Origin of the sequence: Alicyclobacillus sacchari, from assembly GCF_004366795.1 — a bacterium.
Classification (GTDB): Bacteria; Bacillota; Bacilli; order Alicyclobacillales; family Alicyclobacillaceae; genus Alicyclobacillus; species Alicyclobacillus sacchari.
Genome location: NZ_SORF01000005.1, coordinates 97,206 through 111,162 on the forward strand (window position 1 = coordinate 97,206; position 13,957 = coordinate 111,162).

Genomic DNA, 13,957 nt, shown 5'->3' on the forward strand with positions numbered 1-13,957 from the left:
TAGCATGGCCAACGCTTGAAAGGATAACAGCGCTCTGTGAAATTGCGGTGGGATGTTCGTTAAGGTATTGTGAAATTCGACACATTCCGCCTTTACAAACTATGAGCCTTTTGCAGAATCACGAGCCCTTGTGCGGCAAGGGTTTTTCGAGCACAAAGAAGGACTTCACCCCAACTTGAGAGAAAGAAAATGGTATCCACTAAACCATTTCTACGGGGGCGAAGTCCAATGTGTACATTCGACAAACATGGCTCTTTTCCTTTGACGAATGGATGGAAATTGACCCTTCGGAGCGGCGTGAGCGTTTTTTCTCCGCGCTCGATCTGAGCCAGTATGCGGCGAAGTTGAGAAGTTTGACACCCCAAGGGGCCAAGCCCATCTCTCGCGAAGCCATCTTGCACGCATTTCTCGCGGCACCTCTTGAAGGGATCTCGACCCTTACGCAGCTTCACCGACGTTTGGAGAGTGATTTGCGCTTTCGTTACCAGTGCGGCTTCTCCCTTCACGAATCGGTTCCGTCCGTCTCGACTCTAAGCCGCGTCTTTCAGGCCATCGTCGACAAAGGGGTTGCGGAGACACGATTTGCCGAGTTGGTTCGTCAATGCCGTGACGAAGGGCTCATCGAGGGCGAGCACGTCGCCATCGACAGCACGGCGATCCATGCGTATGAGCAGAAACACCCACGCTCAGGTGTCCAGCCCTCCAATCGGGCCAACTGGGGCGCGAAGTTCGATGCCTTTGGCAACAGGCTGGCGTGGTTTGGCTACAAGGTCCATTTAGCCGTCGATGCGAAAAGTGAACTTCCTATGGCGCTCACGGTGACGCCAGCGAACGTCTACGATGGAGAGATGGCCATTCCACTCATGGAAGAGCTTCATCACCACGACTGGCGGATTCGCTTCGTGTTGATGGATGCAGGATACGACCAGACGAAAAACTATGAAGCCGCTCGAGCATTGGGCGCTCAGGCTATCATCCCGATGAATCGCCGGAATGAGAAAGAGCCGCCGGAAGGGATGGATTTCGACGGCACGCCCCGCTGCACGATGGGGTACCGAATGACGTATTGGGGCGCAGAGGGCGACTAGCTCAAGTTTCGCTGTCCGCACGCGACAGGCCAGGTCGATTGCCCGCTTGGCATGGCTGCCTGTTCCGCGTCGAATTACGGTATGGTCGTGAAGAAGCGCCTCGACGAGGACGTCCGTCGATACGCGAATCCGCATCGCGGTTCTCGCACATGGAAGAGCTTTACGATGAACGGACCGCTGTAGAGCGCTGTTTTGCACGGCTGGAAGAGTGGATGACGCTTGACGGCGTGCATGTGCGGGGTATCGAGAAAGTCACCGTACATGCGTACATCCACGCGATTGTGCTCTTGGCATCTGCTCTGGCGATGCACCGGACGAATCGCATCGAGCAAGTGGCTTAACCTGATGATTCGAATGAACACCACCGAAGGGGCGTGATCTATCCACACAACAGAAAAGGATTTTTATGGCATGTGTTATCTTTCACGAGAAGTGTGCGTCGTTTTCGCTCGCGATGGAATCAGTCATTCTGCAAAAGGCTCATATATAAATTATCAATATCAACAATATACGCTAAACACTGAAGCAGGTATGCAATATCATTCAGGTTCAGGAACTGAACCTCTAACAACTGTTTCTGGACCAGGCGGAGTAGCGAAATTAAATGTGCTCGAGACGGCTAAAGAACTGAATTGGTCCGTAACTCCCGCTGACATGCTCACCCCTTGGACGTTCAGTGGGGACATTACTGTCTACGTGCTTGATCCGCAAACCCGTGAATATGTATACGACGATACAATTCCCGTTAGCGGAAGTGGCGAGCCAGGTGGTTCGACAGGAGATAATGTAAGTATTGCACAATTTCCGACTGGGCTAGAGTACTCTGCGGTCTTGAATGGCACCGCAACGGACATATTCGGAGACACAGATGTAGTGCTCCCTGGATGTCAAGCAAAGTGGTACTTTAGTAGTTAAATATTATTGGTAAAGCATGTTGGGCATTTAGCTTTTCGGATGATCTCTTTGAAGAACAAAAGTGTTGATGTCGATACCCACTGTATTGGTAGATCGTAGATGTTGGGAGGAATCTCTTGTAACAGCTAAATAGTATGGGTTAGTTCGCAAAAATGCGGACTAACCCTGAAATATAAATGGAACATCTTATAGCTTGATTTATTAATACTGTCACTTTGCTTTTATGGTAACAATAGTTATTTATAATCAAATATTACATTTCAAGGAGTTGATTAATGTGCAATCTACTACAATAATTATTACATTCCCCGCGAGTTTGAATTTCATTATCTATACATGGAATATTTATTATAAAATGAATAATGAAATGTTGAAAAAGGGTTTTCAATTACCTGATGATGAATGTTTTAATCGTTTTAAAAGTATATGGGAAGATCATTTAGTAAAAATTAATAATATGGGTATTTCCAATCTAGATGGCTTATGTATGGCTAGACCAGAAGAACAATTGCGGTCTTTATTCCCTCCAACATACGCGGGTGAGCAAGAATTCTATCGATCGTGGATCTTTTTTGAATCGTGGTGGAGATTTGCTCGTCTAGCTTATGACTATGCGGTCCAACCCTTTTTGAATACGCTTCATAAGCGCTATGGGGTGTCTGATACAGAACGTTACATACTGATTACTTACAACACCCTACCAGTTGGGTTTTGTAACCAATACGATAGGGCTATCGTTTTACCATTCGAAAATCTATTCTCACGAAATGCCTAATCTACGCTTCGTGTATACCATTAAATCGGAAAAAAGGATAGTAATTCTTCTAACTCCCACTGTCGTAACCACGTCGCAAACCTAGCGCACTTTCTCACCCCTCACGCGTTACCCTTTCCCCAGAGGAGGCGCGTGAGGCATGGAGGCACGGTGCATCGAAATTCGCTGTGGCAACGCTTTTCATCGCCTGTCGTATGAGGATTTGTGCTCGTCCGACGTTCAATCTCTGCTCGACGAATGTTACGCACTCGGAGTCGAAGTGCTTTGTCTCTGCAACCCCGACCGTCCAGTCCCCATGCACCTGCGCCGCGTCCGCATCCGCCCTCCGACGTACACCCTCGTGACCAATCCCTATGGGATTCATCACCCTGACTGTCCGCGGTTTCGCCAATCACGTCATCCAAGCGCGTATCAGAAAACGTGCGACCCACGAGCCGTCGAAACTACACCAAATCGCACCGAAGAATGGCTTCCGCATAGGAGGATCTTTGTGCCCACCTTAGATCAGCTGAACGACGCACAACGAGAGGCGGCGACACACAAAGACGGTCCTTGCATGGTCGTCGCCGCGGCCGGATCCGGAAAGACCGCCATGCTCATTGCCCGCATCAAGTACCTGATCGACCAGGGCGTCGATCCCCGGCGCATTCTGGCCTGCACGTTTACGCGCAAGGCCGCTCAGGAGATGACGGAACGCCTACTGACCGCAACCGGGGACATGGGCAAGGACGTCACGATTGGAACGATCCACTCGGTCGCCTACCGCATGGTTGCGCCAAAGATGGGCGATGGATGGAGAGTCGTGTCCGAGCCATCGTGGATGATTGAGCGCGTGCTGGAGTAGCCGAGCGATTTTAACCAACACGGCGTCGGTCCGGTGATGAAGCCGGGCGAAGCTATCAATGCGGTGTTCAAAGCAAAGGCCGACGCGCTCATGCCCGAACAAATGTCCGAACCGCTGGCCAAGGTGTATTCGGCTTACGAGGCATTCAAAACGGCGCTTAAGCAGATGGACTTTGAAGACATGATCCTACACGCGATTCGCCTGTTTCGGTCGGACGTTGAATTTGCTAAGCGCTGACTATAAAAACTCTTCGTCGGCCTGCGTTTCGCGCTCTAAACCTAGAAGTCCGGCGATCCAGCCTGTCGACGTCGCCTGCAGTAAAATCGTCGACAGGATCGCAAGAAACGTGACCGCCATAAGGTCGCGCGCGTGCGGTACGCCAGCGGCGGCGGCAGATGTCGCCAAAGCGGCCGGAATGACGCCCGTCTCGCGCACCCACATCATCAAGGTGAGTTCGCGCGTCGACCACTTCGCAAAGCGATCGATCGGCACGCATGCGAGCACCGTGAGCGGTCTCGCCACGAACATCAGTGCCGCCGCCACGGCGAGACCAGATCCAAAATCGCGCCCCAATGCCGAGAATTGCACCTCTGCACCAAGCAATGTAAAAATGAGCATGCGCAATACCGCCGTCGGCAATGCAACATATCCCAATTCAACGAATTGCGCCTGCGATCGCGACATGCCAAAGGCACCCGGGCTGCCGAACACCGCTCCAGCCGCGAACGCGCTCATCAAACCGCTGCCGCCCAGATCTGCAGCAAAAGCATAACCGCCAAGGGCGATGGCGACAGCCACGACGCTCGTGTGCAACCTAAGCCACGTTGGCCCGTTCTCCGACGTCAGCCAAGTGCCAAGCAAGCCAAAAGCAATCCCGACACCCAGGCCAATGCCGGCTTCTCGACCGAACATCGCGAACGCAGACGTCAAATTGAGAGATTGATGCGCCTTCACAGATGCGAGGACTACTGTAAATAAGACCGATGCCGTGGCATCGTTCACCGCACTCTCGGCTTCGAGTGCCTGCTGCAAGCGCCGGCGAATCGGGGTGCGTGCAAAGACAGGTATGAGTGTCGCTGGATCCGTCGACGCGATGATGGAACCCAATAGCAGACACCAAAGAAATGGCAAGTGAAAAAGCCACGCCGCGGCCAAGGCGACGACCATGGCCGTGATCAAGACGCCCAAGGTCGCCAACAGACCAATGGTCAATGCAGCCCGGCGCAGAAGGGTCAGATTCATCTGACATCCGCCCTCAAAGAGCAAGAGCGCTGCCCCAGTATAAACAGCAAACTGGCTCGCCCCCGATCCGCCTGCCACACGCAACACGTGCAGACACGCAGGCCCCAGTACAATGCCAAGAACGACAAATGCCGCCACATCGGGAATTCGCGGGCGTTCCGTGAGTCGGCTGATGATAGCCCCGAAGAAAACCACAAGGGCAAGAATCAGCATCGCGTCCTGCCAACGGGTGAGTTCGAGCACAACCCTCCCCCTTTCGCGCATTCTGACAGCTACAAGTGACTTTCGACCGTGGCGGCAAACGCGCTTGCTTGCTCCAGGTGCGGCGTGTGTCCCGCTTCTTCAATCACGACATGCCGAGCAACTTTCATGCGCCCAGCCATCCTGCGATTGATCTCGGTAAACTTGGTGTCGAGTGCCCCTGTGACAAGCAGCGTCGGCATCGCCAACTCCCCGAGCCTGTCCCAGTTCGATGGCTGTGCGCCAGTGCCAATTCCGCGCAAACTTTGCGCATAGCCGAACGCTGTACCCTGCTCGCGAATCTCCCGCTGCCGCATTCGCACGGGTTCGGGCAAGATGTCGTGTGTCGCGAAAAGAGGTATCTTCTCCCAGCGATCAAGAAACGCAGGGAGCCCCATCTCTTCAATGTCAGCGGCCAGCCTTTCGTCTGCTGCCCTGCGCTCAGCCTGTTCCGCCGCGGTCGCAAGCCCCGGAGACGAACTCTCGAGAACCAGCCGACGTACGCACTCCGGATACCGAACGGCAAACGAGAGGGCAATTCTTCCGCCCATCGAGTACCCCAACACATGTGCCCGCTGAAAACCGAAAGTGGCAAGCAGAGTTGCGAGATCGGCCAGTTGTTCATCCATCCGATAGCGTTCAACACGTGTAGGTGCCGCCGTCCGCCCGTGCCCCAACAAATCGGGGGCCAACACGGTCCAGCGCTGCGCCCAACTCGCCAAAAACGGTGCAAAAACGTCCCCGTTGCCTGTAAAACCGTGCAATAGCAGCAAGCATTCCCCGCCGTCACCAGCATGCAAAACGGAGTACGCCACACCGCGAACCTGTACGGTCGTTCTCATCGCGCCATCTCCCGCTCGAGTTCGCGCCGCAGGTCTGCAAAAAGGCGCTTGTAGACCTGTGTACTCGCTTCGTTGGCAAAAGTGACCTGGATGACGGTCAATTCGCCGCGGGCAATGCCATCGCGCACGGCTTGTCTGAGCATCTCTGCGCCCTCGACCTCGACATAGCGGCCGCCAAACGCCTCGATAACGGGCTGGAACATGATTCCATGCGGTGTCGTGAAATGGTGCAAGGCGTCAGGGCGCGACGCTTGCGATAAATGCTGAAAAATGCCGCCGCCGTCGTTGTGAATCAGCACGATGACCAGCGGCACGCCAAATCGCTTCGCCGCAAGCAATCCGTTCGTGTCGTGATAAAACGACACATCGCCGATACACAGCACCGTGGGCGCACCGGAACCCAGAGCCTCGCCAAACGCTGTCGATGTGAGTCCATCGATCCCGCTGGCACCGCGATTGCCGTCGATCGCGACACCCGACCGCGGCCGCGCCAAAGCGTCGGCGTCGCGGATCGGCCGACTGTTGCCGAGAAACAATCGCTCCCCGCGATGAAGCGACTCGACGGTCGCACGCACCGCCGTACCTTCAAACCAGTTCACAGCGCAAAAGCGTTCGATGAATCGCCGCGCCGCATCGTCCGCACGGCGCCAGGCCGCCGTATAAGCCCTTGCAGACGTCGTCAGCGCGGCGTCCAAATGCGTTACACCACATTCCACTCCGCCCACGACCACGTCGTTGGCGACACCGAGAGCATCGCGATAGAGAGGCGTGTCGTCACATACAAACACCCGCGCATGGCTCTTGGCCAGCCACGATGCCAGCGCCTTGGATGTCGGTTCGGCGCCAAAGCGCAACACGAAGTCCGGAGGCGCGATCATTTCCGGTGCGGCCTGCAAAATGGCATCGTAATGGCACACAGCCTGGGAAGAGCCTGTGCCCGGAGAAATGATGTCTGCCAAAATGGGGAGACCCGTACGATCCGCCAACGAAAAAACTGCCTCAACCAGATGCGCGTCGCGCTCCGGCCCAAGCACCACAAGCGGACGTTCTGCTTGTGCTAGCGCTTCGTGCAGCCGATGGAACGTGTCGCTGGCGTGCATTCTCGACCCGCCCACGTGAATGGTGGCCGGATCGATGGTCAAAAGTTCGTGCACCTCGGCGCGGCGCGGCGGAATGAGCGGCTCTGGAAACGGGTAGTTCAAATGCACCGGCCCGGCCGGACTCGCGGCCGCAAAGGCGGCACCGCGTATAGCCATCGCCTGTGCGTGCCGCGCGCACGCCGCCGTGCCATCGGGAATCGGCAGTTCGTAAAACCATTTGACGTGATCGGCAAACATCCCCATCTGTCGAATCGCTTGATTGGCCCCCACTTCGCGCAGTTGTGGCGGGCGATCTGCCGTGATCGCAACAAGTGGCACGCGCGACATGAAGGCCTCGACGATGGCTGGGTAGTAATTGGCAGCCGCCGTCCCCGACGTGCAGACGATGGCGACTGGCCGCCCTCCGCCTTTTGCCAAACCAAGGGCGAAAAACGCCGCAGAACGCTCATCAAGGTGGGACAGCAGTTCGATCTGCGGGTGTTCCGCACATGCCAGCAGCAACGGCGTGTTCCGGGAACCGGGTGAAGCGACCACCTGCCGCACCCCCGCTGCCGCGAGCCCGTCGACAAACGCGTGCACTGGCCATAAGGTCATATTCACGTTGCGTCCTCCTCACGGCAATCCCCTAAAGCTGTTCGCATGGGTGCGAGCTTCCACTCACTTTCCTCCCACTCCGTTGAGGCGTCCGATCCGGCGACGATACCACATCCTGCGAACATGCACGCATTTGGGTAATGGATGAATGCCGATCGCAGCGAAACGTTGATCTGTCCATTGCCATCGCCGTCCATCCAGCCGAATCCCCCGGTATAAAACCCACGCGGCCAACCTTCATGCGCCTTGATGAACGAAATGGCGGCTGCATCCGGCACGCCAGCCACGGCAGGTGTCGGGTGCAGGCAGATGGCCGCATCGAGCAAACTGCAGCCTTCTCGTAAACGCCCTTCCACTTTCGTGTAAAGGTGTTGCACGTTGGTCAACTGGCGGATACCAGGCTCTTGAGGCCACGTGAGTTGCTCGGCGACGCTTTCTAACCGATTCGTCACCGAATGCACGACGGCCTCGTGTTCGGCGCGGTTTTTCGCACTGGTTTGCAACTGCAGGCGCAAGTTTTGGTCTTCTTCAGGATCGCGTCCACGGCGGGCCGAGCCAGCCAAACAGTCGACCGACAAGGTCCCCGCTTGTACACGAACCAACTCCTCTGGGCTGGCCGCCAGCATCCATCTGTCCTGCCAATGCATCGCGAAGATGTGACTGTCGCGGTACGTTCCCATCAGTTGCTGTAATGCTTCCGACAGCGACCGGTTGACCGACGCGAAGGCCCGACGCGCCAAGACGACTTTGCGCAGTTTCCCCGCTGCGATTTCGCGCAGCGCCCGTCCAACCTTGTCGGACCAAGTGGCTCTGTCTTCGGCCTCCGCAAACAACGGGTGATCGGCCGAAGCCTGCCCGCTCGCCGCCGCGTGAGCATCGAGAAGATCCGCGACATCCGCCCGCACATCGCGCTCGTCCGTACCGGGCGAAGCGATGTACAGCACTTCCAACGAATCCTCGTCCAGGCGTTTTCGCAACGTCAGTTTTGGCACAAACCAAATAGCTTTTGGCCACGCAGACCAAATCCCAAACGACGGCTCCGTGAAGTCAAACGCAAATGCACCATAGCAGCGGACACCCCGTGGAAGCGCCAGTTCAGACAACCGTGTCCGGCAGCGTTCAAGCGCATCCTCGTTAGACTCCAAAATCTGCTTAAAAACGCCGATGCCCAGCGTCTCACATTCGCTGTTGTGTGGCAAGGAGTAGACAGCAGGCTCCAGTGTGTGCCAGTTTGTGAGCGACGCGAGGTATCCACTAAACTTGACCGTCGTATAGATACAACGAACCCCCGGTTCGTTCGTGAGCGGTGCCCCTGTGTAAGCCTTCGCGATCGCGTCGACGAGATGTTCCCATACAGTCTCTTGAGCCGAGGTCAGCATCGCGTTTTCACCCACTCTCTCAACTCCCGTCTCAACAGTTTGCCCGATGCGTTACGCGGCAGCGATGGAACGGAATAAAATGCCTGTGGAATCTTGTAGTGCGCCAATGCTTCGCGCAACTGGGTTCGCCAACGGGCCTCTGTCTCGTCGGTCAATAGCCCCTGATCCCGTAACACGACGAATGCGACAGGAACCTGCCCCCACACCGTGTCTGTTTTGGCCACTACGCCCGCGTCGAGAACGCCGTCCAGCCGCAACAAGGCGGATTCCACCTCCGCCGGATACACGTTTTCACCGCCCGAGACAATCAGGTCTGTGCGCCTGTCGAGCACATACAAAAAACCGTCTTCGTCAAAAGCGCCAATGTCACCGGTGTGCAACCAACCGTCCCGGAAGGCATCCTCCGTAGCTTCGGGCCGATTGAAATAACCGGTAATGACGGTGGGACTTTGCACAAGGATTTCGCCCTCGACATGCGGCGCAGACGTTGGGCCGTCAGCACTGTAGATGGCTAGGCGCACATTGGCGAGCGGCTTGCCGGAACTCCCCACCTTCGCCAAGGCATCCTCTGCCATCAGTGTGGCGACTTGCGTATTGGATTCAGTGAGGCCATAGCTTTGGTTGATGGGGATGCGCAAGCCCAACGCCCGCTCCAAAAGCGGCTTTGGCGCCGGCCCACCGCCAAGGAGAACGGCACGCAATGTGTCAGGATACGGCTCGTTGCGCTTCTCCAACAGCCTTTGCAGCATCGCGGGCACGAGCGAAGCCAGCGTAATCCGCTCGTGGGCCAGGGCCCTGTCGACACGCTCAACATCAAAACCGTTATGCGCGACAACGGTCGTGCCATAGATAAGGCTGCGCATCAGCACGCCCATACCGCCGACGTGAAAGAGCGGCATCGGCACCAACCAACGCTCATCGAGCCGTAGACCGAGTTGCAGGACAGAGCCCATGGCGCTCCACCAGTGATTTTGATAGGTAATGATGGCGCCCTTCGGCCTGCCCGTCGTTCCGCTCGTGTAGACAATGCAATGGGGCGCGGTCAGGTCGATGTCCGATTTAAACACGCCGCGCGATCCGCCCCTGGCATCCCACCGCAGCTTGGAAGACTCGATGACGCCCGCTGGAAAATCGTAAATCTGGTTTACTTCGTCTGCCAGGGACTTCGTATGGGCATCGCAGATCAGCAACTGCGCGTCGCAGTCCTTTACCTGATACGCAAGTTCAGCGGCGGACAAACGCCAATTGAGGGGAACCAGGATGGCCCCCAACTGAATCAGTGCGTGCAACGCGATGACGTGCGCAAAGCTGTCTTTCAAAAGGATTGCGGCGCGCTGCCCTTCGCGTAGACCCTGATCATAAAGCGATGCCGCGCAAGATAACGCGGCATACAGTAGTTCTTCATAAGTTAGAGCGCCCGTCGTCGCTTCGATAGCCCGCTGCCGCGGACGCCGAACGGCCTGAGCCTGCAGCCAATCGGGCAAACGACGAACCGGTTCTTGTGAGCATACTTCTGTCATCTTGCATTCCACCCCCGCACGGAAAATGGTTGTGGAACAATCAGGGCAACCTTCCGAACTTCCCGAAATCTGGTTTGCGCTTCTCAAGAAACGCGTTCTTGCCTTCTTTCGCTTCATCCGTCATGTAGAACAACATGGTCGCGTCGCCTGCAAGTTGTTGCAAACCAGCGGCCCCATCGGTATCCGCGTTAAACGCCGCCTTGAGCAAGCGAATGGCAATCGGACTTTTTTCGAGGATTTCCTTCGCCCATTGAATACTTTCTTCTTCAAGCCGATCAAGCGGAACGACCGCGTTGACCAGCCCCATTTGCAAGGCTTCCTGGGCATTGTATTGACGGCAAAGGAACCAAATTTCCTTCGCTTTCTTCTGACCGACCAAGCGCGAGAGCAAGGCCATGCCGTAACCCGCATCAAAGCTGCCAACCTTCGGTCCGGTTTGTCCAAATACGGCGTTCTCGGCCGCTATCGTCAAGTCACAGCACACGTGCAGGACATGCCCGCCGCCAATCGCATAACCGGCAACGGCGGCAATCACTGGCTTTGGCAATTGACGAATGAGCCGCTGCAAATCGAGCACATTGAGACGAGGGATCTGGTCGCCGCCGACGTAGCCGCCATGCCCGCGAACGCGTTGGTCGCCGCCGGAGCAGAAGGCGAGATCGCCCTGACCGCGCAAAATGACGACACCGGTCGACGCGTCGTCGCGAATATGCTGAAATGCTTCAATCATCTCGGCCACCGTCTCCGGGCGAAACGCGTTGCGCACTTCCGGCCGATTGATGGTTACACGGGCAATGCCCTCCGCACGTTCGTAAATGATGTCGGTATATTCCTTCACTCGCTCCCACTGCATGGTCATATTTCGGAAGGCCTCCTGATTCCGAGTCAGATGTCGAATGTTCGCGAGAACATTATAGAACTTGTCCAATAGAGAAGCAAAAAGACAGCGCCGCAGAACCCGCGGCAATAAACAGATTTGCCGGTCTCGCGTGCACATGCTAGGATAACGAATGGATTCCTAGAACGTATAGAATTCCGTTTGAATACAGCCATGTGTCATGTACACGGCTTAGGAAACGAGGTGCTTAGCAAGCATGAATTCGAGCCGGATCGGCGTCTGGTGGCGGGTTCTGCGCCCGTTTACGTTGACCGCGAGCATCGTGCCCGTACTCGTCGGAGCAGGTATTGCGATACCGTTTTATCATTTCCACGTTTGGCGATTTCTTGCTATGTTTTTGGCATCCATTTTAATCCAATCAGGCACCAATATGTTCAATGAGTATTACGATTTTAAGCGAGGTCTTGACGACGAGCGCATGGTTGGCATCGCCGGCACCATCGTGCGTGACGGTGTGAAACCGACAACCGTACTGCGACTGGGCTTTATTTTTATGGCTGTCGCGCTGATACTCGGTATCTACCTGTGCGCGACGACGAGCTGGTGGCTTGCCCTGGTTGGCATTGTTTCCATGGGCATCGGCTACGTATACTCAGGCGGACCTTGGCCGCTCGCATATACACCGTTTGGTGAACTCGCGGCCGCAACAGCAATGGGGCCAGTCATCGTCCTCATCTCCTTTTATCTGCAAAGCGATACGGTCACCTGGCGGGCGGCGCTCTTGTCGATTCCAATTGGCCTTTTAATCGGCGCCATTCTGTTCGCCAACAACATGCGCGATATGGCGCAGGACGCGGAAGGTGGACGCCGCACGGTTGTCATCCTGCTCGGCCGCGAGCGAGGGCGGATCTTATTCGCGAGCGTCTTTGCTGCAGCATACCTCGTGATTGTCATGTTGGTCGTCTTTCACCTGCTCACACCGTGGGCACTTGCTGTTTTCGCCACGATTCCGACAGCAGTATACGTCGTTCGCCTGTATTACCAACATACGGAGCCCGCGAAGCTGCACGCCGCCGTCAAAGGTACGTCCAACCTGCTCTTTCGCTTTGGCGTACTGATGTTTTGCGCAATGTTGGTGTCATTGGTGCATGTCGGTTGACCGACAAATTTTTCGTCTCCAATTGAAAAGCGCCGTCGCCAAGTAGAAACCTTCTGCGACGGCGCTTTTTCCGCATTGCTGTCAGTCTGGCAGGGCGCCTTCTATGCGCCACGGGTGTGAATAGACGTTAAATGTCCGCCCACGGACAAAGCCGATGGCGGTAATGCCCAGTTCATCCGCCATGTCGATGGCGAGCGCGGTTGGAGCCGACCTTGCGATCACGACGCCGACACCAATTTTGGACACCTTGAGCAGCACCTCAGACGAGATACGTCCGCTAAACGCAATCAAGGTACCTTGCAAAGAGATTCCATGTTGCAAACAGTATCCATAGATTTTATCGAGTGCGTTGTGCCTGCCGATGTCGGTGCGTGCCAGCAAAAGCTTTTGCGGCGTACACAAGGCCGCCATGTGAACGCCGCCAGTTTCCTGAAACAGTACCGCCTCCCTGTCGAGTTCGTCGATCGCGGCAAACACTTCAGCAGGGCTCAAGGTCACGGTATCCTCGACGCGCTTGGCCGTGACCGCATCGTTGTGAAAATAAAAACTCTGCCGACCCTTCCCACAGCATGACGCAATATAGCGTTTATTGTAAAAAGCCTGGTTGAACGTGATGGCACTTTTCGTACGCACCCGAGCCGTTCCCAGAAAACGGCTCAGCTGCAATGACTCAACTTGATCGACCGATTGAATAATCCCCTCGGACGCCAGAAAGCCATACACTAAATCTTCCATATAGGACGGCGTACAGACGATGGTTGCAAGTTCGTGATCGTTGACATAGATGGTCAACGCGTACTCCGTTGCAATCTCATCGTCCGTTTGCACCCACGCTCCATCGCGGTAGCGGGCGACTGGGCGCCGCATCTTCTCGGACATCGCGATCCGCGGTTGTCCACTCACACCTCCGGCCCCCTGTCCTCACCGCGCGCAGCCGTTGCGGATGGCGAATCGGCCAACCCCCGACCCATTCCTTTGAGAAATGCCAACCCAACCGACAAAGCCCTACCGACATCGGGATCGCGCAGGGCCTTTAGGGCGTCGTACACTCCCATCCGCGCGTTCATAGGTACCTCGGTTGCCTCTTTAAAACCGGTTGAAGCTGCCTCGAACAGCCTTGCCATCGCCTCGGGCGGAATGGACGCCAAAAACTGCAGCGCACCAATCCCATTTTTCAATCCACCAGTGATTTCCGGACGCGAGACCAAATGAAGCACAACTCGTAACACGTCGTCCCCTTGCTCCAGCAAGGCGCGCAGCAGCGGCAGGAGTCCGCGTTCTTCACACGCCTGCAACAAAGCCAGGCCGTCGATCACGCCAGCAGCGTGATCGACCAGTGCTTGTTCGATTTTTTGCTTCGCCAACGCAGCCTCGTCGACAGGCTGGCGAATAATGGATGTTATCGCGTCTGCCACGAACGA

At 56.0% G+C, this 13,957-nt stretch carries 12 protein-coding genes and 1 pseudogene; 5 read left to right on the plus strand and 8 right to left on the minus strand.

From position 1 onward, the window contains the following. Positions 1-230 precede the first annotated feature (230 nt). The 4 genes and pseudogenes from C7445_RS14775 (at position 231) to C7445_RS14825 (ending at position 3,859) form a co-directional block, all read left to right on the plus strand. Positions 231-1,429 (plus strand): annotated as a pseudogene (locus C7445_RS14775) (transposase). A gap of 851 nt (positions 1,430-2,280) precedes the next feature. Then, positions 2,281-2,778 (plus strand): hypothetical protein, encoded by a 498-nt coding sequence (locus C7445_RS06700; protein WP_134159315.1) that lies wholly within the window; start codon positions 2,281-2,283, stop codon positions 2,776-2,778. Positions 2,779-2,917: 139 nt separating this feature from the next. Further along, positions 2,918-3,622, plus strand: coding sequence for a UvrD-helicase domain-containing protein (locus C7445_RS06705; RefSeq protein WP_243835015.1), 705 nt, complete (start codon positions 2,918-2,920; stop codon positions 3,620-3,622). Between the two features lie 33 nt (positions 3,623-3,655). After that, the gene (locus C7445_RS14825; RefSeq protein ID WP_243835016.1) at positions 3,656-3,859 is read left to right on the plus strand and encodes a hypothetical protein; all 204 of its coding nucleotides are present in this window, start codon (positions 3,656-3,658) and stop codon (positions 3,857-3,859) included. Here the strand turns inward: C7445_RS14825 and C7445_RS06710 are convergent, their stop codons facing one another. The 6 genes from C7445_RS06710 to menB are packed head-to-tail and all read right to left on the minus strand — an operon-like array spanning position 3,860 to position 11,398. After that, a complete protein-coding gene (locus tag C7445_RS06710) occupies positions 3,860-5,107 on the minus strand; it encodes a cation:proton antiporter (RefSeq protein ID WP_166669032.1) in 1,248 nt (415 codons plus the stop codon). A gap of 29 nt (positions 5,108-5,136) precedes the next feature. After that, entirely contained in the window at positions 5,137-5,946 is an 810-nt protein-coding gene (gene menH, locus C7445_RS06715) for a 2-succinyl-6-hydroxy-2,4-cyclohexadiene-1-carboxylate synthase (RefSeq protein WP_134159317.1), read from the minus strand. After that, a complete protein-coding gene (gene menD, locus C7445_RS06720; RefSeq protein ID WP_243835035.1) occupies positions 5,943-7,640 on the minus strand; it encodes a 2-succinyl-5-enolpyruvyl-6-hydroxy-3-cyclohexene-1-carboxylic-acid synthase in 1,698 nt (565 codons plus the stop codon). Before menD ends, menH begins: the two co-directional genes overlap by 4 nt. Before the next feature lie 2 nt (positions 7,641-7,642). Beyond that, positions 7,643-9,034 (minus strand): isochorismate synthase, encoded by a 1,392-nt coding sequence (locus C7445_RS06725; protein ID WP_134159319.1) that lies wholly within the window; start codon positions 9,032-9,034, stop codon positions 7,643-7,645. After that, positions 9,013-10,539: an o-succinylbenzoate--CoA ligase gene (gene menE, locus C7445_RS06730; protein ID WP_243835017.1), complete on the minus strand. Its 1,527-nt coding sequence runs from the start codon at positions 10,537-10,539 to the stop codon at positions 9,013-9,015. Before menE ends, C7445_RS06725 begins: the two co-directional genes overlap by 22 nt. A 40-nt stretch (positions 10,540-10,579) precedes the next feature. Next, positions 10,580-11,398: a 1,4-dihydroxy-2-naphthoyl-CoA synthase gene (gene menB / locus C7445_RS06735; RefSeq protein ID WP_134159321.1), complete on the minus strand. Its 819-nt coding sequence runs from the start codon at positions 11,396-11,398 to the stop codon at positions 10,580-10,582. 235 nt (positions 11,399-11,633) lie between these two features. On the opposite strand from menB, the gene C7445_RS06740 reads away from it, so the two are divergent. Further along, entirely contained in the window at positions 11,634-12,536 is a 903-nt protein-coding gene (locus C7445_RS06740; RefSeq protein WP_134159322.1) for a 1,4-dihydroxy-2-naphthoate polyprenyltransferase, read from the plus strand. A gap of 81 nt (positions 12,537-12,617) precedes the next feature. Here the strand turns inward: C7445_RS06740 and fdhD are convergent, their stop codons facing one another. Together fdhD and C7445_RS06750 are read right to left on the minus strand one after the other, a co-directional pair. Next, entirely contained in the window at positions 12,618-13,439 is an 822-nt protein-coding gene (fdhD, locus tag C7445_RS06745; protein ID WP_424922990.1) for a formate dehydrogenase accessory sulfurtransferase FdhD, read from the minus strand. After that, complete coding sequence (locus C7445_RS06750) at positions 13,436-13,951, minus strand: helical membrane plugin domain-containing protein (RefSeq protein WP_134159323.1); 516 nt, start codon at positions 13,949-13,951, stop codon at positions 13,436-13,438. The genes fdhD and C7445_RS06750 overlap by 4 nt, the downstream gene beginning before the upstream one ends. Positions 13,952-13,957: the final 6 nt, after the last annotated feature.